The following is a 24041-nucleotide window of genomic DNA, read 5'->3' on the forward strand; positions in this document are numbered from 1 at the left end:
TTGGCCTTCGCGGCCATCGCATCCGCTTCCTGATTCATCAAATCGGTCAGTTGATCTCGCTCAGTTTGATCCGGAACAGTGGCTGTTTTGTCGTCCCCACATCCTGTGATGATGAGAGTGCCCAGTAAGAGTGAACGAAAGTTTATTCGCACGGGACTCAATCCGTTTATGCGTCGCCTGACGCCGATCACTAGCCGATACTTCCGATTCACCCTTACGAAACGAGATGCCGAAACGGACCGAAACCCTAACGTCGTCCGTAAACGCGGCGCGAATCTTTTCTTGAGTGAAATTGAACTCCTCGATGCGGGGCGACCGATTTCGCAAGGCTTGATCGCACAAGTAAAGGTTGACGATGCTGACAAGCCGCCATCGGCCGGACCGTCTGTCCTTACCGATGGTATCGCCAGTGATGCGAAAATCATCCCGCTGCGCCGGTGGATTGAAAACTTCGGGCGTTCCAAAGAACTCAAACGTCGACGCGTAGACCTAGTCGCAGATTTAAACTTTACGCTAAGGCAAGAAAATGAGCGTGCACGCTTCTTGATCGCCGCAGCAGTGGCATTGATCTTGATATTGGCGCTCATGCTTTGGGTGATGCGTCTGCTGGCGGCGAGAAGGTGGGCGAGAATACGTGAACAAATTGCATGTGATCTCCACGAAGAAGTAGGTGCGAATCTAAGCAGCATCGCTCATTCAACCGAGTTGATCCGCGAGCTGATTCCTGAACCAACCGACATGCGGAAAGAACTGCTTGATGACACCATTCAAACCGCCCGCGGAACAGCTCGAGACACTCGACAATTGATCCGTTTCCTCGAACAACGGGACCCAGGGGTTGAGTTGGAGGATCAGTTTCGAAAGATTGCTCTCCAAATCCTTGGACCGATCCAGCACTCTTTCAAGCTGAACGAAACGCGTGCTTTCAAGCAACTGCGCCCAATCCATCAGTGGGATTCGCTATTCTTTCTGAAAGAAGCTTTAAACAACGTTCTAAAGCATTCGCGGGCAAGCGAAGTCGAAATTTGCACGCAAAAAGACGGCTCACTAGTCCAGCTTATCGTTTCAGACAACGGCCGCGGTATTCCTACCGATCGATTGCCGCTAAGACATTTAGAAAGCCGAGCCAAACAGCTTCGCGGCGAACTCACTGTTGAATAGAACTTCAACAGAGGCACTCAAGTCATCTTGACGCTTACCAAAAGGAAATGGCGATGAACGAAATTAAAGTCGCCATCGTGGAAGACAACGCTGCATTTGCGGGTTCGTTAAAGAAGATGATCGCGATTAGCGACGCGATGACGTGTGTCGAACACTTCGTTAGGTAGAAGAATGCAGGGACGCGATGGAAGACCATCGGTTTCCTGCCTCTGACGTTATTCTGTTGGATCTCCAATTGCCCGGAAACGCAGGATTGACTCTTGTGCCAATCCTGCGTCATGCCATGACTGGCACAAGGATCCTTATTCTTACACAAGATGACAATTACCTAACCACACTCGAAGCGATCCGTTTGGGTGTGTCTGGCTATCTGCTAAAGGATTCTTCGATTGCCGACATTCGCAGTGCCATAGTCGAGGTGCACGAAGGCAGCAGCGTATTCGATCCTCAACTTTCCCGACTTGTTTTAGATGCACTCGCTTCGGAAACCTTAGCTGGCGAAAACCCGCTCAGTCCACGAGAACAGCAAGTCTTGGAATTGATGGCCATGGGGTACGTCAAAAAGGAAGTCGCCGCTCAAATGGACGTTAGCTTCCGTACCGTCGCGCAATACACCGAGAGCATCTATAAGAAGCTGCAAGTCTCGAACAGCGCGTCCGCCGTCGCAAAGGCGATTCGAAAGGGACTAATCCATTGAACCAGACTTAGATTCTCGATCAGCTTTCTTGACAACACAGGAGAGACGCAATGCAATGCCACCTGAATCGACGCCCGAATCGAACGGTCGTGTGAGACAACGTGAATCTAATCCTGTAGCACGATCCTGACGTTCTGCACGTCACTGCCACCAAGAACCAAGGCGTGGGATTTAGTGAGGCTGGATTGAGTCGCCCGCAAGATAAGCTTTCCTGGTATCAAGCCTGACAAGCGGAACCGACCGTCCTCATCGGTATGGGTGTAGTGCGTTTCTCCGCTTTGAATCCGCACATCAGGAACTCCTTTGCCGGCAGCATTCACAACCTGTCCAGACACCGTCTGCGTCCCCGGTTTGTTGGCAACGACATTGGCGAGCCACTCACGCAAAGCCAACGTCGACGGTCGATTTTCTAAAAACATGGTGTCCGTGTGAGCACCAAGGTTCGAATTGCCATAGGTCACCGATGTTCCTAGCTGCTCCAACATCTTTCGCAGCTTCTCATTGTGGCCATTGTCGGTGTGAAAAATAGATCTGCCTTTGATCCGCGGTCCGCGTTCTGCCAACGCGCCGGCGTAGTCCGCTCCGTGGATGCCGTCGCCGTCGTAGTGTTGGCAGGGATGGAAAGCGAGCCAGACATCCGAAATACGATCGTCGTAACGGCCAATAAATCCACAAGCGATCGCGCCCCGAGAAAACCCGGTGAGGATGACGGCAGACGGATCACCACCAAAGTGCTCACACAGATGCTGCACTAACTCGATGGCGTATTTGATCGTGGCCTCTGGGTCACCCCATCCATTAAGAGCCATTGTAGGGTTGCTTGACGCCTTGCTCGTCGCATTCACGAACGGAGCGTTCACCCATATGTACGCTTTGCCTTCGGACATTCCGAATCCCATTCGCGAACCCTCAGGACGTCCTGTCGAATGACACGGAGCCGACAACCAACGGTTTCCGGCGTACTCGACGATAATCGGGTACTTTTGGCCGCGTTTCCAATCGGTAGGCAGGTACAGCGAATGGTAAACCTCTGATCCGCGATAGTTCGGCAATTGATGTTTCACCCGAAGGCCTGCTGCTGGCGTTCCCTCGATCATGGCGGGCAATTCGAGTCGCTTATAACCCTCCGGCCGAGTCTGCGGGACGGATGATCCGCTCAAGAACACTGGCCCCATCTCCAACCGACACTCACCAGCCGGCCTCCTCAAAGACACTCGCAGATACTCAATTCGACTAGCATCGACTTTGTTGACGCGTCCACCTTTCCAACGCTGCGATAGATCAATGGCACAATCGCCACGTTCACTTGGCTGGAGAGCTAAACTCGCAACCGGGGCATCCCACCCCACTTGTCCAACCGCCCAGAAGTCGACGATGAGCGGGCTTTCGCCGACGTTCTTGAAACTCGTTTTTACCTCACGAATCTCCGACAAGTCCCAGTCATTCCGCCCTGAGTGAATGAGTACGGAGGGGAACTTGTCCTTCAACTTGGACGTGTCCAGACGCAGTAACGTATTGTCCTGATTGATTAACGTGGCGACGGCTCCTTCAGTGGATATCTGATCTTTCGCTAACTTCGTTAGGAATGGAGTATCGCCCGCGTAGACCACACTCCCCACGCTGTGAAGGAAGAGCGATAAACAAATCATCACAGCAGCCTTCAGGCGGCGGGCCTGCATTCTTGCCGTAGAGGATGATTGATCCTCACGCGTTCGATCATTGGTTCGCATGCTTGCTTGTCTCATAGAGAGCTCATCTTACCATCCTGACAGACTCACCTGTTCGAGAGTTCGGAAGCGGCTCTACGGTGCAAAGGCATCCTGAAGTTCGATGTCGATGAATCGGAAACTTCCCAGTTGCACGTCGATCTCGGCAGTGTTCGCATCTAGCATCGGAATCGTTTCGCCGGTCATGAGGTCGGTGATCGCAACCGGACGAACGGTATGGAACTGCACACTGGCTGTGCGGGCTTTCGGGTTGATGTAGCCAGTGTCGACGAGGGTCAGACGCAGGTGCGTGGGAGCTGATTGGGCGGTAACCCAGCCCACGTCGCCAGTCACGGTCAGCGGCAGCAACGACGCCTTATCTGCAATCGCCCTGGAAACAGTGTCATAGTAAGTGTCAGCTGCGTGGATAGTGGATCCGTCGGCCGATAGATAACTGTGTCCATTGGTAATGAACTCATGCATGTTGTTCCGGTAGAGCGGATGCAGGTGATCCTGCAACTTACCACGCGGCGCGTCGGGGTCCGCAAACGTTCCTGACTGCGGCGGCGTGATCAACACCATGCCTTTGGGAAAGGGAGAGATAAAGCTGAGTCGGCGTTCCCTGACATCGGCCGCGAACCGCGAGTAATCCCACGGCGTTGTCGCCGCGCCCATCCAGGTCGCGTTCATGCGGCTGAAAACCATCGGATTGGCGGCTTCAGCAGCCTCGTCATAGAAGACATTCCATTTGCTGTTCGTGCCTTCGTTCAGGTAACGTTCGTGTGGGTTCGCGATGCTCAGGTGAACGGGATTGAAGCTCACGATTTCATCGCGGTGCGGTACGTAGAGTGCTCCTGATTCGATCAGCTCCCAGAGGATGCTCATGTATTCCTGATCAACGGGGAAGTTATTGAGGTACTGGGCTCCGTTTGCAACATGAAACACCAAGTTCAACAAGAAGTGGTTGGGCAGCATCTGGTTGCTGTGTTGGCGCGAGCGATCGTAGCTAGGGTTATCCCGCACAGCACGTGTCCCCCAACTGTTGACCGAACCGGCGGCCCACACCCCCATTCGTCCGGCCAGGCTCATCTCCATCGTCTTGTCAGTGGTCTCTTCCATGGAGGGAACAAACACGTCGGCATACTTTCCCGACATCAAGATATCCCACATCAGCTTGTCACTGCTGGACTTATACGATTTCTGGTAAACGTTTGCGTTCCAGAAAATGTTCTTGGACCGAACGAAGATGTTGCTGTTGCGAGGCTGGCAATAGTTGGCAAACGGTTCGAACAAATTGTCGATCACCCACTCGAAGTCCGCACCATGACCCTCCATTTCAGGAAAGATCTGAACCGTCTTCTTCCCGCCGTTGTTCCACGCGCGGTCGACCAGGGCATAGCGGGTTTCCAAACTGAAAAATAACGGGTCGTTGCCGTGGCCGCCCCAGTACGCAGATCCCTGTTGGTCACCGTCAATCGTAGGCGCGAATAGGTCGATGATTCCTTCCTGATCCATCTTAGGATCTTTGTAGTCGTGTCGGCTGTCGCGTTTCTTAGAATAGACTTCATTCGTAACAACCGCGTTCCGATTCCAACTGGGCGGGTATTGAGCCTTGTTCGTGAACTTGTTCCCTAGGAACTGGACGCGGTCACTAGAGCTCTCAAGCCGCTTGGCGAGGTCCGCAAGGGACGGACTCTTCAGCGATTCAGTCATCAAGTACACCGGCGGTCGTGGACGTCCGGCATCTTCGTGTGCAGGACGCTCGAAGCGGTCCACCTGAGTCTCAAGTTCGGCACGCCGATTGTGGATGGCCGCAATGTTCCCAACCGGTTCCAGATTTCGAAATTCAGTTTTCCAGCCATCCGCCGACGTATCGAGAAGATGGACACAACTACCGCCACTTTCGGTGCTGGCCAGAAGGAACTTCGTTTCCGACACCTGCCAAAGATCGTTGTAGCTGTACTTCGAGTTCAACACTTCAGCTTTTTTGACGTCGAGATCGGGCGGCAATAGTACGATCGCCGGCCCCATCAGCAGCAGGTACTCAAAGCTGTCTCCCTTTGGAATGACATGGGGCTGGAGCACATGGTAAAAGATACGATCGATCTTCCTTCTCAATGAAGAGAGATCCACACTCTTGTACGTGTCAGATCCCGAATCATAAATCCCCATATCGGTCGTCGCGATCGACTGCGAGGTTCCGAACAATATTTCGTGAGCCCCGTCACCGTTGGTATCACAAATGTGCATATCACCCAACGTTTTCAAACTGGCGATGTCAACTCCCTCGTTCGATTTCGGCATCACCGCCAGCGGATCAAATTCATAGAGCACACCCGCTTCCTGCATGTGGTTATTGAAACCAGCCATCACCAGCTTTTCTTGTCCATCGGATGTCGGAAATGGACGAACAAAGTTGACGTTGTGCACGTTGGACGGTGCGCCGGCCTCCGCCTGCCATGTTTTCTGTTTGCTATAACTCGATGACGGAACAGTCGAGATCAGCTTGCCCTGCGAGTCGAGGTAGTACATGTTCATGTCGAACCCGCCGCAGGCAACGTACGACGTGTCGCCGTTTTTGACTGCGCAGACCGAATACATCGGCACATCGTTCTTCTTAAACTGCCACTGCGTCTCGCCCCGCACATTGAGGCAGTAAACACTTCCATCGGCGTTTGCCGCCAAGATTTCGTCGATGCCGTCGCCGTCTAGATCCGCGCACCAAAGATCGTGGTTCATGTATCCAGATAAAGCATTTTCCCAGGCGATCGTCCCATTGAAGCGGAGGGCCAAAACGGTCCCCTCATAGCTACTCGCCGCAATGAACATTGCCCCATTGGCTTGCCCAGTGCGAACTTTGGTGATGGTGTATCCCGTGTCGAAGCTGGTAACCCCGGCACCGCTGCAAACTGTTGCCGCGACAAACAGAAGGGCAATACTGAAAAACGCTTTGAACATATTGCTCGTTGCTCGTGAACTCAACTAACACAATTTTGGGCTGGTGTGGTCTGCGGTTGAAAATAGATTGCCGGTAGATTGTGGCCGACCGCTCCGCGGTCGGATCCTGCAATACCGACCGCGGAGCGTTCGGCCACATTCTTTCCAATATCCTAAATGTCTTTAGGACTTCATCTAGCGATACCTTGCTCGGATTTTTGGTCGTAATAACGCGACTGCTCGTCCACAGAGGATTTCCCCTGATTGATCATGCAAGTAAGCACCGCTCGCTATCAATGGAGATACGAGGTGGAAGCCTTGGTTAGACAAAAATCCAAGCGTTTCCTATCGGATGTGACAACTTCTTTCAAATGACCTAACACTGTTGTTTGGGCCTGACCGGATTGCCCCCATTTCTGTCCCGTTGTTATGGGATCAGGTCAAGTGCCGTTCAAGGCAAACTCGCGTATCCAAACAAAAGTTCGTCATTGGTGGTGCGACCGAGCAGTTTGGCGGCGAAATTGTCCGTCGTTAGGCCATGGCCCTTTGTATCAAACGTGACGATCAGATCGCTTCCCGACACTTTCGTCTCTAGCACGCTGCACCCACGCCCGAAGTTGACTTCCTCCGATGCACCAAACCTTAACGAACTGGAATCGATCTCGGTTTGCGGATCAAACCCTGGTTCCGCCAATATCTTTACATCGATGATCTTGGCATCTTCCGTGATCAGCTGTTGGTTTAGGATCTCAATCCGTCGTGGAACGACCAGCGGAATCACGATGTTTTTCGAGCTATGATTGTCGCCACCGCGATCATCATCTTTCGGGACGTCGATGACCGCAAAGTTCATGTGCGTTGCACGCCCGAACTCATCCTGCCGGACCTTAGGGCGTTCGAACTTATACCATGCCTCCGTGGTGCCGCCCTCGTGCTTCATGATGGTCGTGTCATAAGCAAATCCCGGATCCCATTTCCAGTTGATGCCATCAGGTGAACGTAGATAGAACGCTTTGCGTGTGTACCAGTCGTTGACGACAAGGTGATACTGCACTGCACCTTTCCAAATCACTGGATCTTCAAAGTGGTTCTTGATCCTCGGGTAGACGGGTTGGTTGGTCACTTGACGGAACCGTTCGACGCCGGTGTCGCCGATCGACACGTACCCGTTCTTATTCATCATCAGAACGCTGCCATCGTCACGAACGACGTAGGTTCGGTTGGACTTATTGAAATTTTCTTGCGGCGAATCCAGTACCGTTTCGATTTTGGCCCAAGGACCGTCCAGCGAGTCGGCACGATAGGCGGAATTCCCCATGACGCCGATGATGTAGGTGCCGTCCTTGCATCGGTAGATCTCCGGGTTGTGACCGCGGCCGATTTCATCGACCACTCGATAGGGCCCAAGCGGATCTTCGCTGACGGCATGGACGACGTCGGATTTCCACCAAATGTGATGTCCCTTGGGTTCATCTTCGCGCCAACGGCAGACAAACAGATGGTTCTTGCCGTCATCCCCGATGATGATGTTCCCACCCCAGTACGAATACTCAGCGCCCTCGATACCGTTGCCAGTGTCCCGCGGAATCACATTGTTCGCACCCCAAACGTTCGCCGTCAGTCCGCCACGGATTGGCACCGGCAAAAAGCGGTCAATGAATGCTCCGCCATGAACAAGTCCCTCAGGTAACTGATAAGTGGTTTCACCGGATTGCCCATATAGCATGGATGACGTTAGCCACATCATCGCTATTAGTAAAAGTGTCGTTTCTTTCATGCCCTGCTAATCTCGCCCGTTTTGGTTGTCGATTTTGTTCACCAGCGATTAAACCATGGTGTGCTGGTCTCTTCTAATAACCCGTCCTGATCGCTGGTTGATTCTGACATCGATCGCTCATCGGTAATCATTCGATGTCAAAGGTTCCATCAAAATAGGGTTGTATGTTTGCTGCCCAATCCTCGTAGTCTGAATCGAAGTAGTGCCACTGTGGCATCTGATGGTCACGTCCCCACTTCTCGACCTCCGCTACCATTTGCTGCAATAGTTCCGGGTATTGCTTGCTGAGGTCGTTGGTTTCGCCGATATCTTCGACCACGTTGTACAGTTGCCAACGTTTGCGAGTCCGGCTGACTTTCCATTGGTTACAGCGACCGCTGACATCGGTGTAGCCAGAACGATGGGACATCGCGAAGATCATTTCATCCGGGTGTGGGTTCGCTCCTGTCAGAAGGTCGTCCAACACGTCTTTCCCATCAAGGATCTTTCCCTCGGGAATCGAAACGCCCGCAAGACGCGCCAAAGTAGGATAGAAATCCAGGGCCAGAATCGGATGGTGAAACTTCTGTCCGGCTGGAACCTTGGACGGCCAGTGGAAGAACATCGGGACACGATGGCCACCTTCTTCCACACCTCTTTTGCCGCCTTTCAGTGGAGCGTTATTGGCACTGCCATTCGCCTTGCCTCCGTTGTCACTCAAGAAAATGATCAGTGTATTGTCGAAGTCGCCGATCGATTTCAGTGTGTCGACCACTCGCTTCACGCCACGGTCAACGGCATAAACCATCCCCGCATAAGAGCGTCGCTTTTTGTATGTAATGTGGGCGAAGCGATCCATGTCTTCCGCCTTAGCTTCAATCGGCGAATGCGGCGTTGCGTAGGACAGGTACAAGAACCAAGGCTTGTCCTTCGTCGAGGCTTTCTCGAGGAACACAACGGCCTCGCGAGAAAAGGCGTCCGTCACATATTCGGTTTCCCTGGCGTCCTTTCCATTGCGTTGCAACGGAGAGATGTTCAAGGGGATGTTTTTCTGCCCCGCCTTAACGGCCTTTTCATACTTTGGCTGATACTTCTCGGGAAAGTATTGGTGCCCGCCACGGAGCACTCCATAGAACTCGTCGAAGCCGCGCTGGTTGGGTTGGTACTGAGGCTGTTGTCCGAGATGCCACTTCCCGATCGCTCCGGTGTAGTAGCCTGCATCCTTCAAGAGTTGCGAAAGAAAAAGTTCAGTTAATGGCGTACCCATTTCATGATAATCGGGCAGATTGAATTGCTCGCCGAAGTTGTGCGGGTAGCGTCCCGTCGTGATTGCCGCGCGACTGGGACTGCAGACGGGATGGGCGACGTAAGCGGACGTGAAAATCGTCCCGCCGCCGGCCAGTTCATCGAGCGTCGGAGTCGTGATGTCGTTCGCACCATTAAAGCCCACGTCCGCATACCCCAAATCATCACACATGATGATCAGTACGTTAGGTGGAGTCGATGCGTTTGCGAGATTTGCTAGCCCGCAGACGGCAAAAAACAAAACGGCAATCGTGACAAGTTTTCGCTGATTCACTCTAGATCTCATACTGGACGCTTGGTTTAGGTACACCACGGTATTCTTTCGAGAAATGCAGTCGTTGTGTGCTCTGTATCTGGATGCTACCTGTTGCTCTTCCGATCCTGCTTGTTTTTCTGCCTTTCTGTCTCATCTGAAAAACCGTGGTCTGATTTCCACTTTCGCACGGCGTTGCCCCATTTTCCTTTCGGGAAATCTTCGTTGGTCAGAACCGGCTTACCAGCGTTGTACTTGAAACCTTCCATTGTCACATTTTCGATAATCATTTCGTAGTGATCGCCTGATTCGTCTACCACCGCACCGATCGACGGGCCCTCAAAGAATTTGTCTTCCCACCTTAGATTCAGGTGATCGTGGTATTCAACTGGAATCCCCAGGAAGGCGTGCGTCTTGACTTGTGCGTACATACCAAAGATCGCGTGGATGTTTTTCACATAGCTACCTTTGGCAAAGATCCCGTCGACTGCATCTGGATTCTTCTCGAGTTCCTTTGCCTTGACTCCGCCCATTCCGATTTGAACCGCAAAGGCACTACTGATTGACTTGATTCCATCAATCTTTACCACACCGTTCATTGCACTGTGCGGACCACACATCACGGCGCAGCGTCCATTCTCATTGACGATGTTTTTGCCGGTGATGTCATAGATCGCGGTCTTGTCTCCCACCGCTCCTGTTTCCATTCGCAGCGTGACTCCGCCTTCGGCGTAGAGGTCTTCGAAGTGAACCGATTGGGCACCGTGAAGTTGTGTCAGGCCGTAACCGGGACTGGCGTGGAAGATGCGGCAGTTGCGAACCGTGCCATCAGTTGCCCGCGACACCGGCCAATCCTTCGTTTCGCTATCCGTCTGCAGCGGCGTCAGCGTGATCCCGCAATAGACACTGTAGTTATCCTTCACATCGAGATCTGCGATCAGGAAGTTTCGCACCATCTTCGCGAGGACACCACGCACCCCCTCGCCTTTGGCACGCTCGCGGTCGGAGTAATCAATGATCCAACGCCCGCCAAGACCGCGAATACTGACGTTCTCGATAAACGCTTGCTCTTTCTCCAAAGTCATCTGTTTCTTCTTGCTCGGACGCTCGGCGTCCAAATTGAAGACAACCGCTTTTGTTCCTTCGGGCCAGAAGGGTTTGATGACTGTATCCTTTTCGATCAGCAAATGTACATTTGATTTAAGTAGGATCCCGGCGAAGCGATAGCTCCCCTTCGGAACGACCAGTCGGCCGCCTCCTGCAGCGGCGATATCATCAATTGCTTTCTGCAAAACATCGCTCTGATTTGTGCTCGCGTTGTCATCGACAAGCCCATAATCCGATCCTGCATTTTTCAGCGGCCCGTTCGGATCCATTGTCTCGACGTATTCAGCATGCACTGAAGTCGCGAAACCGATGACCAACCACAGCATCGTTCCTCCAAAGGCTATCTTCATACGTGTTGCTCCAATGGCAGAAATGCGTTTCGTGATCCTGTTTCAACTTGTGAAGTACTTGATATTGCCGCGAGGAGCGTCAATTGGACAAAAATCTACACGCTATGCTAAGTTTTTCGAAAATCAGTGGTCTGACGAACGTCAATCACGGCAGTTAGTGTGCTTACCTGCCCCACCATTCCCTACCCACCTATTGATTGAGTCAGCATGAAACGTGTTGTGATGGGAGCTCGCTTCTCCCTCTGCGTTTGCCTTTTTGTCCTTCTCGCGGCACCACAATCGAATGCCGCGGAAACTTCGCCACCCAACATTGTGGTGGTGTTGGTCGACGACATGGGGTTTTCGGACCTGGGATGCTATGGCAGCGAAATCGAAACGCCGCACATCGATTCATTGGCAGAGAACGGGTTACGGTTCACGCAGTTTTACAACTCGGGCCGGTGTTGTCCGACTCGCGCGAGTTTGATGACGGGGTTGCACCCACATCAAGTGGGGATTGGCCACATGACCGCACCTCCCGGCAAGACACTGGTCGCGCCGCCAGCCTACCAAGGACATCTGAACGAAACCTGTGTCACGATTCCGCAAGTGTTGAAGTCGAAGGACTATCACACTTTCATGACAGGCAAGTGGCATTTGGGTCACGCGAATCAAAACGATTGGCCACTGCAACGCGGTTTTGATCGCTTCTACGGCGGAATCAGCGGCGCGTTCAACTACTTCAAACCGGGCGGTGATCGTGGGATGACCGATGGCAATGAAGAGGTCGAAACGGAAGATGGCTTTTACGCAACCGACGCATTCACTGACATCGCTTGTGACTACATCAGCGAAGCAACACGGACTGACGACAAGCCATTCTTTTTGTACCTCGCGTACAACGCTCCTCACTGGCCGCTCAATGCGAAGGTGAAGGATTTCGAGAGGTACCGTGGTCGATACACACATGGCTGGGAAGCGTTGATGAAAGCTCGGCAAGCGAAGCAACGCGAGATCGGGCTGTTTGACGAGTCCGTGCAGCCGGCACCCCATGTTGGTCCGGCTTGGGAATCATTGAAGCCGAAGAAGCGAGATGATTTGGATGCGATCATGGCTGCCTACGCGGGATGCGTGGATAATATCGATCAGAACATTGGACGGTTGGTTGCTCACTTGAAATCAATCGACCAATACGAGAACACGTTGATCCTGTTCCTATCCGACAATGGTGCCTGTCAGGAAGGCGGGCGATTGGGATTCGGCGACGAGAAAATGGTTCGCAATCCTCCGTTGGAAACAACCAACGGCGTGCGTCAAGGTTTGGCTTGGGCAAATGCGAGCAACACTCCGTTTCGTTTGTACAAGCATTTTTTGCATGAGGGTGGCGCTAACACGCCGATGATCGCTCATTGGCCCGGCGGAATCCCTGAACCTCGACGCAACTCGTTCGTGAGACAACCGGCGTACTTGCCGGACATCATGGCAACCTGTGTCGAACTTGCCGGTGCTGAGATTCCCGGTGATGTTCCTTCCTGCGAAGGCAGTTCTTTCGTCAACGCATTGATCGGCGACTCAGAAGTGGCCGGACGGCCAATCCATGATTCACCGATGTTCTTCGAGCATGAAGGCAATGCGGCGATGCGAGATGGAGATTGGAAGCTTGTTCGCGAGTACGAGAAGCCTTGGGAGTTGTACAACATCGCCGAAGATCGGACAGAGTTGAATGACCTCGCGACGGCGAAGTCCAATCGGCGTGATCGGATGATCGCGGCTTGGGAGGCTTGGGCAACGAAGACAGAAGTCGCGTTTCCGGAGCGGTACAACATGTATCAAGAGATGAAGAAACACGAGTAGTAGCTTGTGTCCTTCGTTTTCTAGTTCGCGACAAAAGACAGAAATCTTTATGTCGCGAACGGGCGATTCCATGACAGGCAATGCGAGCCAAGGTCAGATGCTCCGCGATCTCGCCCGTCATCCGGTCAGTTTGTTTGTCCAAATTCACTCGACAAGGCTTTCAGTGCAGCCAACCAGGACTGTGCGATTCAGGTAAACCGCTGCTCAGAACCTGTACTCAAAGCTGAATCGTTGAAAGTGCTAAATCGCTGAAAATCAATTCGCTCGTAAGGTGACTTTTGCCCGGTTTCGAAGAGACATCCAATTTGATTCTTGGAGATGCCTACCAAGTCCGAATACGCAGCAGGTGCTTCGGTAATCAACCTGAGTGCTTCCCACCGCTCGCCACCATCGCGTGATTCGTAAAGCGTCAGATGAGACCTTCCCGGTCCTTTCGGATTGGCGCTAACGAGTCGGTTCAACTGAGGACTCTCGCCGGGGATTGCGATGATCGTTCCCTGGCATTTCGGGCACGGCCTCGATCGGTCGTGCGTCAGATCGCTCCAGTGGAGCCCACCGTCGTTGCTGAAACGCACCGCACGGTACCCTTTTCGGTGCGTTTGCATGCGAATGTCTTGGATCAAACGATCAGGACCAACCTCCGCAATTTGTGTTTCGCTACCTCCGGGGGCAGAGGACTCTCCGATCTGCCACGTTTCTCCTTGATCGTCCGAAACGAGTGAGTGACAACGATATTCCCACCGGCGTCCGTCGCTGTAATGGACACTGTGATTGACGGGCAAAACCAAACGCCCTGCGTACTTGCCCGTTTGAATTTGGATTGCCGAACACGGCCCCGTTGCATACCAACGCCAATCGCTCTTCTTGGCCATTGCCGAGATGTTGCTCGGCTGTGTCCATGATTGACCATCGTCGTCTGACGTCATCATGCAGACGTCCCGAAATCCTGTTCCGTTGAGGACTTGACCTTCGCTGTGAGACGAACTGCAAAAGAACAGAAAGACACGACCGCTTCGTCGATCGACCAGCGGACAGGGATTTCCGGCTTGGTTCTTCGCATCATCGCGGATGACTCCAAGGTCACTCCATGTTTCTCCGTTGTCGGTCGAACGCCGCATGACCAAATCAACTCCATGTTCGGTTGCGTGCTTGTGGAAGATCTTGCCGTTGGAAAGCGTGTGATATCCATGCTGCGAAAAGTACTCCGGAAGCATTGCATGCGATTTCACAATGTCTGAGTAAATCATGTTTGCCCCATTGCCGTAGACACCGGTACGCTGCGGCATAAAACCAGACAACAACGCCGAACGGGACGGCCCACATATCGGAGCTGCACAGACACCGTTAAGGAAAATCACCGAGCCGCTTTTGCAAAATCGATCCAGTGATGGCGTCTGGGCTTGCGGATGTCCACCGAGCGGCCCGACCCAATCGTTGATATCATCGATCCCAATGAACAGCACGTTTGGGCGTGAGTCTTCGCCTATTGCGTTCGACACATTAGCAAAGCAAAAGAGCGTGAAAGCAGTTAACCAAAGCCCCCATGAAATTTCATGGGGGCTGATACAAAGATAGTGAAGCGGGCACGGATCGGTCGGTCATTATTCAAGGCGGGACGTTTACCGAATGAGCCACTGACGAATATCCGATGGGATATATGTGGCAAGCTAGTATTTGGACAATAATCTTGTTGGCCACAGCGAATTCATCCAGAATCCTATTCAACGGCGTCACCCCATTCATTCATCTGACAACGAACCACCATGCCTGAATCTTGGTCAGACGCTGAATCTCTGATCGACCGAACTTTCTCAGTCACGATCATCTTGCTCGACGGTGAAAAGCGTGTCGTGAAATTTCGTCGCCACGCCTACAACAACCTCATGGAATTGATCGTCAATGAGCTGTATGAATGCATTGGCGACTGCAAAGGACATGCGTGGTGTGGGACGTGCCACGTTCAACTCGTTTCCGGCGAGTTAAGGGAGTCCATGACTCGCGACGAAACGATGACGCTTAACAAGCTTCTCAACACAAGTAGCGACAGTCGGTTGGCCTGTCAGATCATGATCGACGAGCGGATCGACAAGATGGTTTTTCGTGTCATGGGTGACGTGACAACTTACTGACCGTCGACCTGCGGATTACCCCCTCTCCTGGAACCGCTAAACCTGCCTGCCAAAGCGACGCGAGGCTCAGACAGCGGTTCGCAGGACTATCGCCGCCGCGCAAATTGAGCATTGGGACAAGTGCGACGCCGAATCTAGATCGCGATCGAGCTTTTCGCTTGATGTCGCAGCTAACCCGGCAAGGATAAATAAGCTTGCGAATCCCAGTCATTTCTGCATTTTCTGCAGTTCCTAGCATCCATCCCGGGATCCCCGCCACATCCTGTGTCTCATGCGATTTGGAACCACCCAAACCCGTTTTGCTCCGTTGCGATTGCCCAAAGGGTCAAGCTGATTATGACGATAACAGTGGTTAGTGACCCCATCTTACGAGAACCATCTTATCGACCATGACCGCGTTGCACTCATTTTTCGGCCGAAACGCAACGCCGACGGAATGCCGAGAAGAGGCTCGACGCTGGAAAGATGCACCTGACTCAAGCCTCCGCGAAACGGTTTCCGACCTGAGAAACGAACTGCATGGAGCAACGCCCGGCCATCTGAACCGAAACCATCAATCACGGGCTTTGGGGCTGCTGTTGGAGTCGTTTCGACGGGGACTCAATATCCAGCTCTACGACGTGCAACTTGCCGCAGGACTTGCGCTCACGCGAGCACGGATTGCCGAAGTCCAGACCGGTGAGGGTAAGACGTTCATCACCGCAATCCCGGCCTTCCTGTTCAGTCTGCATGGGCAAGGCGTTCACGTCTCAACCACCAACGACTATTTGTGTCGGCGTGACTATGAGCTAGTGCGTCCCGTCCTTCGTATGCTCGGTGTCTCGGTTGGTTGCTTGAACACGGACGACTCGGACGAAGAAAAACGCCACGCGTATCAATGTGACGTGACATACGGACCTGGATATGAATTTGGTTTCAACTATCTACGCGACCAGATCCGCCTACGTCAGGTTTCCGAAAAGCCACTGGGAATCGATTTCATAGACGCCCTGCAAGGCCGACGCGTTCAAGCGTTTCATCCCGTTCAGCCAAAGCGTGTCTTCGCAATCATCGACGAAGCCGACAGCGTGCTGATTGATGAAGCGAATACGCCTTTGGTTTTGAGCGCAGCGTCGCGCAACGCAGAGGTCAACGCATTGGCACTCGAAACAGCGGATGCGTTTTCTAAGGCACTTGCGATCGATGAGGACTTTCGATTGGAAGGACGTCGAATCGAATTACTAGATGCTGGCCAAGCCCAATTGCAAGATTCGCTGCGCACCACAAACCTGGGCGAATTAAGGCGACCATGGCGGCAATACATTACCAATGCACTGCAAGCGAACTATGTCTTCAAGCGGGATGCTGACTACGTGATCCAAGACGATCAAATTGCGATCGTTGATCCGCACACGGGACGAATCCACGATGAACGCACCTGGCAAAACGGTCTACACCAAGCGGTGGAAGTGAAGGAAGGTTTACCGCCAAGCCCCGATAACGTGGTCGACGCTCGGATCGCTCGCCAGCGATTTCTGCAAAAGTATCAATTGGTATGTGGCTTGACTGGCACCGCTCGTGGCAACGAATCTGACTTCCAAAAGCTGTACGGTCTATCGGTGGAGTCGTTTCCGCCCCATCGCCCATGCCAGCGGAAGCGACTTGCAACACGCTACTTTGCAAAGATGTCGGATAAGCAAGCGTTCATTGTTCGAGAAGCAGTCGCGGTCGCTGACGCATCGCGCCCGGTCATCGTTGGCACACGAACCATCGAAGAATCCAAGCTAATCGCAAAGCAATTTCGTTCTTGCGATAGGCAGGTCGCTGTTTTGAACGGCGTGCAAGATCGTGAGGAAGCCGAGATCGTCGCAAGTGCTGGTTCGGCGGGACAGATTACAGTCACCACCAGTATCGCAGGACGCGGCACGGACATTCATTTGTCCAAAGACGTCCGCGATGCGGGCGGCTTGCACATCATCGCGACCCAGTTGAACGATTCCGCCCGTGTTGACCGACAGCTCGCCGGACGTGCCGCTCGGCAAGGTGACCCAGGAAGTGTGCGGTGTACCGCTTGCCCTGACGACACGATCCTAACCACACACCAAAGTCAATTTGCTCAAGCAGCCCGCTTGGTAAAAGAACTAACAAGAATTGCATCGCCAGACGGCATTGAATCCGCCCGTCTGGATGCTGCGTTTGCAAATCTACAAAAGCAGCTCGAGCGACAAGGCTTCGAGCGTCGCGCCGCCATGGTCGCCCAAGACCGGTGGATGGAATCTATTCAAAAGGTAGTCGCATGATCCGAACAGCAATCCTTCTTAGCATCACGGGGCTCATGCTTCTTCCAGCAACGGCCCAAGAACTGGACGGCTTTACCGAGCCGGTGCGGACAATCCATGTTGCGACAGTGGAGTCCGGTCGCGTTACAACCGTCAACGCCAAACGCGGCCAGCACGTGCGGGCGGGCTCTGTATTGCTTCAGCTTGATTCCGAGTTGCTAGAAATCGCAGCCGAGATTGCTGAGGCAGAAGCATCTGACCGAACTTCGGTGGGTAAGCTTGAAACCGAACTGTCGGTTAAACGTGAACACAAGGTCCAGGTTGATGCGTTGTCCGATCGCGGAGCGGTTTCCCCCGAGGAAGTCCGTCGATCGGCAATGGAGGTAACCATCGCGGAACTTGCATTGCAGTCGGCGCAGAACCAACGAAAACTTGCGGAGCTAAGACACCAGGAAGCGGTGCGTCGTCTCGCCCGTCGCACCATTGGCTCACCGGCAGACGCGTTGGTTGTCGACATCCTGCCCGAACCCGGCGAATTCGTTTCGATTAGCCAGCCGCACGTCGTCACGCTGGTCCAGCTTCACCAGCTTCGTGTCACGTTCTATCTTCCAACCGATGTGGCCGTGCAATTCCAGCGGGATGATCACATCAATGTCTGGCTAGAGAACACAGCGAAATCAACCAACTCGCGTAGCAGACTGCCCGCTCGTGTGGAGTATGTCGCGGACATTACCGAGGCTGATAGCGGACGCGTCCGTTTGGATGTGTTAATCGAGAATCCCGAGCAAAAGATTCGCTCCGGACTTCGTGTCACTCTGGACGTCGACCAATCGCTCGCGGCGATTCGTTCACAAAGGAGTCTGCGATGAGCATCGGGCACCCATCACGATCGGACGGTCCACACGGTAGTTCGAAAGACGCCGGTTCACTACATTCTGGTTCGCCAAAATCGAGCCCGCAACATACTGCACACGGGGGCGGTGTTGCTATCGGCACACCAAGGTCGAAGCCTGCTGTCGACTCGACCGCGATGGAACTGCGGCAACGGTTAGCGAATTCGAATCGACAGGTGCAATTATCTGCATGGCTGATCGGCTTGTTGCAACAGACTGCTAACACAGAGTCAATCGACGAAGCATGTCACCTGCTTACCAGTCAACTGAAGCAATACCTGAAGGCTTCCACTGCGGTCTTGACCCTGACCGACGCCAAGGGCCTCAACCGTGTGGCGTCGGTTACCGACGTTGCCCATTTGGATCATGATTCGGAACAAGGACGCAGTTACCGATTGGTGGCGGACGAAGCGATTCTAAGAAAAACCACTGCATGCGTATCAGCACTGGAGTCGGGAGCCCAAACAGGCTCAGCGCAAGAACTTCAAGACGAACCGAGCTACGGGCATCATGCCATTGCTTCCACAAGTCACGATGTTCTATCGATGCCGTTAATAGCGGAAGACACAATCGATGTGGGAGCCATCATTTTGATTTTCCCCGCTGGCCGGATACGAAGCGACTCCTCGCTACTGAGTTTCTGTACCGCGTCCGCTTCACCCATCGCCAGTCAGGTCCGGCAGTGCCAGCGTGCTCAGCGTAGTCGGCTGCAACGAGCGATTCAGCGAATACGCAGTTCGTCACTGACTAAGAAGGTTGCCGTTGGTGGCAGCATTGTTGCAATCACCGGCCTTTTGTTTGTGCCGATGACTTATCAAGTGAAGTGTTCGTTCGGCGTTGAACCCTTCCGGCGCCATTACTGCGTTGCACCCCATGACGGAGTGTTGGAACGAACCCTAGTTCAGCCTGGCGACAAAGTGGTCAGTGGCCAGACGCTTGCGTTGATGGACGGGGCCGACGTCCGATGGGAACTCGCTGGACTGATCGCCGAACGAGCGAGATTGTCTCGCAAACGCGATTCGCATGTCGCTGCTCATCAGTCCGCCGATGCGGTACAGACCGAACTGGAACTGAAGAGCCTGGACGCTCGCACCGAACTACTGCAACGTCGCCAAGAAAGCTTGGATGTACTAGCGCCGATCGATGGGATGGTGTTAACCGGGAATGTGGATCACCGTGAAAACTTCCCCGTCGCCCAAGGGGATCTGCTGTATGAAGTAGCTCGACTGGATCGATTGCGTTTTGAGGTTTTAGTTCCCGATGAGGAAGTGCAGCACGTTTCCGTTGGCATGCCAGTTACGCTCGAGGTGGACGGTCTCGGCGGGACATCCTATGAAGCGATCGTTTCACAATTGCATCCTCAAGCAACCGTGGTCGATGGGCAAAACGGTTTCATTGCCGTTTGCTTGCTAGACAATCACGAGGGGCATCTGCGTCCCGGCATGCGTGGCCGAGCGAAGATTCAGTCCGCTACCCACAGTCTGGGCTGGATCACGTTCCATCGCGCCGCCGATCGTATCATGCGTTGGTGGTAAACAGTATGGAATTAGACGTCCAAACCGTTGACGTTCTGGCACTGCATCCGCGTTTCCGCAGCGACTTGTCGATTGTGCGTCAAGCTCATGGAGACAGCGTTAGTTACCTGATCGAAGATTCCATGCGGCGGAAAGTTCACCGTATCGGTGAGGTTGAGTATGTCTTTGTGTCAGCACTGAACGGACAACGCAGCGTCGGTGATGCAGTCTCTTTGGTTGCTAGCCGCTTTGGAGTCGATGCCATCGGCCCACAGCAGGCCGTTTCGCTGGTTGGTTGGTTAGCTGAATCGCAGCTCGTCGTCACCAAACAAGATCGCGACGCATCACGAAAAGCGGAATTGTCTGAGCAAGCGTCCAGCAAGTCCAAACTCAGCCAGTTCAGTGTGCTGACCCAACGATTTCCGATCTTCAATCCCGATCGTTTGGTCGCTGCGATCACCGCCAGAATCAACGGTCCGGTCCGATGGACACTAGTTGCGATGGCTATCAGCCTATCGGTTGTTGGAGTCTACCTGTTCCTGCACCTGTTTGATTCGTTGTTGGCAAGCCACAAAGAGATTCTGGCGTCGACAAACTGGCTAGCTCTCGCGATTGTCTGGATAGGATTGAAGCTAGGGCACGAAACGGGACACGCTTTGGTATGCCGAATGATGGGGGCCCGAGTGCGTGAATTTGGCTTGGTGCTGGTCTTGTTTATCCCAATGCCCTATGTCGATGTCAGTAGTGCATGGATGTTGTCGTCGAAGTGGAAACGCATCGTGGTTTCGTTAGCCGGCGTCGGGGTTGAATTGGTTGTCGGTTCGGTTGCCATGATTCTGTATTGGCAAAGCAACGATCCATGGGTTCGCATGCACGCACTCAACGTGATCTACATGGCCACGATCACGACCTTGGCGTTCAACCTAAACCCTTTGATGCGATTCGATGGATACTATGTCCTGACGGACTGGCTGGAGATGCCGAATCTTTCGACCAATGGCCAAAGGCTAATTCAATACTTCACGGGCAAGTACTTGTGGGGAACCCAGGTTTCCAAGCCGCAATGGCCCGAGAGGCGATTCGTGTTGGTGGCTGTTTACGCAATCGCAGCGTTGGCATGGCGGATTCTGATTGCAGTGACATTGATCTACGCCGCATCACGCATGTTTGCTGGCGCAGGAATCATCCTTTCCGTTGCCGCAACGGTCGTCTTACTAGGAAGCAAGATAATGAGCTGGACAACGCGATTTATGCGAGTGGGCGAAATGAATCGAACAAGAGTCGCTATCACGTTGATTGTGATTCTAGCAGCCGTGACATCTCTGGTGCTGACGCCTGTACCACGAACGATTGCGGTCCCCGCTGCGATCCGCATGTCCAACCAAATCGATATTCGTGCAGCCGAGTCCGGCTTCTTGGTTGAGACGTTGTGCAAAGTCGGTCAGAAGGTCAAGCAAGACCAGCCACTCTACCGCCTGAGAAACTCCGAACTCGCGGCCGAGCTCAACAAGCTTGAAGTGGAGTTAGAGTTATCCAGGCAGAAGCAGCGTGCGCTACGTAGCCAATCTGAGATTGTCGCACGAACGATGGAGGCGGACCGAGCAACCGCGTTCGCGAAACGAATCGAAGAGCTGAGATCAAGATTGGCGTCGTTGGTCGTTACCGCGCCATTTGATGGCACAGTGGCCTTTGATGCGATAGATGAGCGTCGTGGGCAATTCGTCCGTCGGGGAAGTTTGCTGTGTCAGCTAGGTGACCCCAAGCAATTTGAGGTGACGGCGTTTGTTCCTCAATATGAATCGACTCGGTTTGAAAGTAGTGCGAACAAGAGCGGGCGACTGTACGTTCACGGCCAATCCTCACAGCCGTTAGAGTTAAAGTTCGTAAGCCAGTCGTCGCGCGCAGTCGTTTCGATCGATTTCCCCGAGCTGTCATCCGCCAATGGAGGACAACTAATGGTTTATCAGTCACCTGGGGATGAAGGGTCCGAAACACTTGTTGAGCCACATGTTAGGTTCACTTCGGTCATTAGCGAAACCCCACGGGACACGTCGGTGGATTTGCGTGCTGGCATCCCCGCCACCGTTCAATTATCGCCTAAGTCTGAATCAATTGTTCAGGCTTTGTGGAATCGATGGATCCGATAGTGTGGCATCCATTGTGACGCTTGATTGAAAACAGTTTCGCTGGGACGAAAGTCATTTCGATAGAGGTGTTGGGGATCTATGGATTTCCATCATCATTCGATAGTCCTGATGGATGACTTAAAGTGCCACAACACTCTTCTGAACATATTCGCTACTACTTGGCGTGGTCGGCTGTCATAGTCGCAGCACTATTCAATAGCGTTCCCGAGCACGTTGCCGCTCAAGAGACCGTTGCCGAGTACTCCCGTTTGCAATCGGTTGTGCAGTCCGTAGACAGCCGCCATGCCGCGATCGAAGGCTCGCAGTTCACTCCCGGATGGTGGACACCGTATGTCGCTCAACCTTTAGAGACGTCACAACCCTCCAAGACATTGACGCTTGAGCAGACAATGGTTGAGGCGTTGGCCCATTCCAAACAAATCAAGGTTTTTAGCGATCTGCCGTTGATTCGCGAAACGGCGGTAATCGAAGCGAGCGCTTCGTTTGATTGGTTGCACTACCTTGACACACGATGGGACGATGTCAGTGAACCGATCGGAAACACCTTGACCGCGGGCGCTGGCGTTAGCCGGTTTAATGATCACAACTGGACGGGACGAACTGGACTGCGTCGCCGCACACACACTGGCGGAACGATCGATGTCTCGCAGCAATTTGGCTTTCAAGACAACAACTCGCAGTTCTTCGTTCCCGATCCCCAGGGCACGGCTCGTCTGGTGTTGGGATTCACCCAGCCATTGATGCGAGGGCGTGGGCGCCGATACAACGATAGCTTGATTGTGCTAGCCAAGATTGACCTTGCGGCTGCGGGGGATGAGTTCCGGCGTCAAACCGAAACGCACCTATTGGAAGTGACCCGTGCCTACTGGACGCTGTATCTCGAACGGGCCGCGTTGTACCAGCGCGTAAACTTGTATGTGCAAGGGCAGGAAATCTCCAACCGTTTAACGCTGCGGTCTTCACTGGACGCGAGCGGCGTTCAAGTCGCAACCGTCAATGCCGCTGTTACATCCCGTGAATCCGAGTTGGTCCGTGCCAAGGCCGCCGTCGCGAACGCTCAGGCCCGTCTGCAGAGCCTAGTCAACTCGCCCGAGTTGATTGATGTGGAAGTGCTACCGCTCGATCTACCTTCCTTCGCGGCAGCCTCAGTCGATATCGGTGAGTCTATTTCGATTGCGATGCAATATCGTCCAGAGGTCATGCAGGCACTGAAGCAGATCAAGGCGGCGTGCGTGCGACTGAATATGTCCAAAAATGAATTGATGCCGGTTTTGAACCTCGTCACGCAAACGTACGCCTCGGGTCTCGCGGACCAAGGAAACTCGCTCAACGCGTTTGCTCGCCAGTTCGATACCGGAGCGCCGTCATACGGAATCGGGCTAGTCTACGAGCGGCCAGTTGGAAACCGTGCCGCTGAAGCACGTTTGCGTCGCCGGAAGCTGGAGCTTCGCCAAATCAATCACCAGTATTCGTCAACGCTGGAAACTATCCGGTATGAAGTGTTCGTAGCGGTGAAAGAACTCCAAACTTCATTGAACGAACTGGCGACCAAACACACTGCGTTGAAAGCCCAGAACCAACAACTGGTGGCCATGCTTGCAAGGTGGGAACAGCTTCCAAAACAGCAAACGAGTGCCACGCTCGCATTGGAAAACTTGCTTGAAACTCAACAAAGCGTTGCGTCAGCAGAGTTCGAGTATCTCACCGCTCAACTGACGTACAATTTGTCGCTCGTTAACCTAAAACGTGTCACCGGCATGCTATTGCGTTCTGAAGACATCAACCTGACTCGCCTTTGCGAATGCGGAATTCCAGTCAACGTGCTCGCCAAATCGTTTGGCGTCGATGCCGATCAACTCACTGGGCTCTCTTCTGAATGGCAGCCCGATGCAGCTAGTGAGCAGGCAAGCGAAATCGAGGATGTCTATTTTCAAAGCCTAAAAGAAAGTGAAGCCACCCCAATCAACTTGGGCGACCGACTTACGCGATAATGTT

General features: G+C 53.3%; 15 protein-coding genes and 1 pseudogene. 10 read left to right on the forward strand and 6 right to left on the reverse strand.

What is annotated here, in order from left to right; genetic code table 11:
* The first annotated feature begins 108 nt into the window (after positions 1–108).
* The 3 genes and pseudogenes from ACR3ZL_RS15590 to ACR3ZL_RS15600 all read left to right on the forward strand — a co-directional run bounded on the left by ACR3ZL_RS15590 (position 109) and on the right by ACR3ZL_RS15600 (position 1858).
* The gene (locus ACR3ZL_RS15590) at positions 109–1161 is read left to right on the forward strand and encodes a sensor histidine kinase (protein WP_486172755.1); all 1053 of its coding nucleotides are present in this window, start codon (positions 109–111) and stop codon (positions 1159–1161) included.
* Between the two features lie 181 nt (positions 1162–1342).
* Positions 1343–1561, forward strand: a pseudogene (locus tag ACR3ZL_RS15595) (response regulator); the annotation flags it as partial.
* Between the two features lie 18 nt (positions 1562–1579).
* Complete coding sequence (locus ACR3ZL_RS15600; RefSeq protein ID WP_473653547.1) at positions 1580–1858, forward strand: response regulator transcription factor; 279 nt, start codon at positions 1580–1582, stop codon at positions 1856–1858.
* Between the two features lie 107 nt (positions 1859–1965).
* Here the strand turns inward: ACR3ZL_RS15600 and ACR3ZL_RS15605 are convergent, their stop codons facing one another.
* From ACR3ZL_RS15605 to ACR3ZL_RS15625, 5 genes are all read right to left on the reverse strand, one after another.
* A complete protein-coding gene (locus ACR3ZL_RS15605; protein ID WP_473652196.1) occupies positions 1966–3603 on the reverse strand; it encodes a carboxypeptidase regulatory-like domain-containing protein in 1638 nt (545 codons plus the stop codon).
* Positions 3604–3660: 57 nt separating this feature from the next.
* The gene (locus ACR3ZL_RS15610; protein WP_473652195.1) at positions 3661–6522 is read right to left on the reverse strand and encodes a hypothetical protein; all 2862 of its coding nucleotides are present in this window, start codon (positions 6520–6522) and stop codon (positions 3661–3663) included.
* 430 nt (positions 6523–6952) lie between these two features.
* Positions 6953–8278: a glycoside hydrolase family protein gene (locus ACR3ZL_RS15615; RefSeq protein ID WP_486172756.1), complete on the reverse strand. Its 1326-nt coding sequence runs from the start codon at positions 8276–8278 to the stop codon at positions 6953–6955.
* 127 nt (positions 8279–8405) lie between these two features.
* A complete protein-coding gene (locus ACR3ZL_RS15620; protein ID WP_473652193.1) occupies positions 8406–9836 on the reverse strand; it encodes a sulfatase-like hydrolase/transferase in 1431 nt (476 codons plus the stop codon).
* A gap of 86 nt (positions 9837–9922) precedes the next feature.
* Entirely contained in the window at positions 9923–11272 is a 1350-nt protein-coding gene (locus ACR3ZL_RS15625; protein WP_473652192.1) for a glycoside hydrolase family protein, read from the reverse strand.
* Between the two features lie 207 nt (positions 11273–11479).
* On the opposite strand from ACR3ZL_RS15625, the gene ACR3ZL_RS15630 reads away from it, so the two are divergent.
* The gene (locus ACR3ZL_RS15630) at positions 11480–13105 is read left to right on the forward strand and encodes an arylsulfatase (RefSeq protein WP_473652191.1); all 1626 of its coding nucleotides are present in this window, start codon (positions 11480–11482) and stop codon (positions 13103–13105) included.
* 188 nt (positions 13106–13293) lie between these two features.
* Here ACR3ZL_RS15630 and ACR3ZL_RS15635 read toward each other — a convergent pair whose 3' ends face one another.
* A complete protein-coding gene (locus ACR3ZL_RS15635; protein WP_473652189.1) occupies positions 13294–14604 on the reverse strand; it encodes an exo-alpha-sialidase in 1311 nt (436 codons plus the stop codon).
* 264 nt (positions 14605–14868) lie between these two features.
* Between ACR3ZL_RS15635 and ACR3ZL_RS15640 the strand changes: the two genes are divergently transcribed.
* The 6 genes from ACR3ZL_RS15640 (at position 14869) to ACR3ZL_RS15665 (ending at position 24037) form a co-directional block, all read left to right on the forward strand.
* Positions 14869–15234 (forward strand): 2Fe-2S iron-sulfur cluster-binding protein, encoded by a 366-nt coding sequence (locus ACR3ZL_RS15640; protein WP_473652188.1) that lies wholly within the window; start codon positions 14869–14871, stop codon positions 15232–15234.
* Between the two features lie 389 nt (positions 15235–15623).
* The gene (locus ACR3ZL_RS15645) at positions 15624–17513 is read left to right on the forward strand and encodes a preprotein translocase subunit SecA (protein ID WP_486172757.1); all 1890 of its coding nucleotides are present in this window, start codon (positions 15624–15626) and stop codon (positions 17511–17513) included.
* Positions 17510–18361 (forward strand): efflux RND transporter periplasmic adaptor subunit, encoded by an 852-nt coding sequence (locus ACR3ZL_RS15650; protein WP_473652186.1) that lies wholly within the window; start codon positions 17510–17512, stop codon positions 18359–18361. Before ACR3ZL_RS15645 ends, ACR3ZL_RS15650 begins: the two co-directional genes overlap by 4 nt.
* Complete coding sequence (locus tag ACR3ZL_RS15655) at positions 18358–19920, forward strand: efflux RND transporter periplasmic adaptor subunit (protein ID WP_486172758.1); 1563 nt, start codon at positions 18358–18360, stop codon at positions 19918–19920. The genes ACR3ZL_RS15650 and ACR3ZL_RS15655 overlap by 4 nt, the downstream gene beginning before the upstream one ends.
* A 5-nt stretch (positions 19921–19925) precedes the next feature.
* Complete coding sequence (locus ACR3ZL_RS15660; protein ID WP_473652184.1) at positions 19926–22046, forward strand: hypothetical protein; 2121 nt, start codon at positions 19926–19928, stop codon at positions 22044–22046.
* A gap of 122 nt (positions 22047–22168) precedes the next feature.
* A complete protein-coding gene (locus ACR3ZL_RS15665; protein ID WP_473652183.1) occupies positions 22169–24037 on the forward strand; it encodes a TolC family protein in 1869 nt (622 codons plus the stop codon).
* The last annotated feature ends 4 nt before the right edge of the window (positions 24038–24041 follow it).

The organism is Rhodopirellula sp. J20-39, assembly GCF_057365095.1.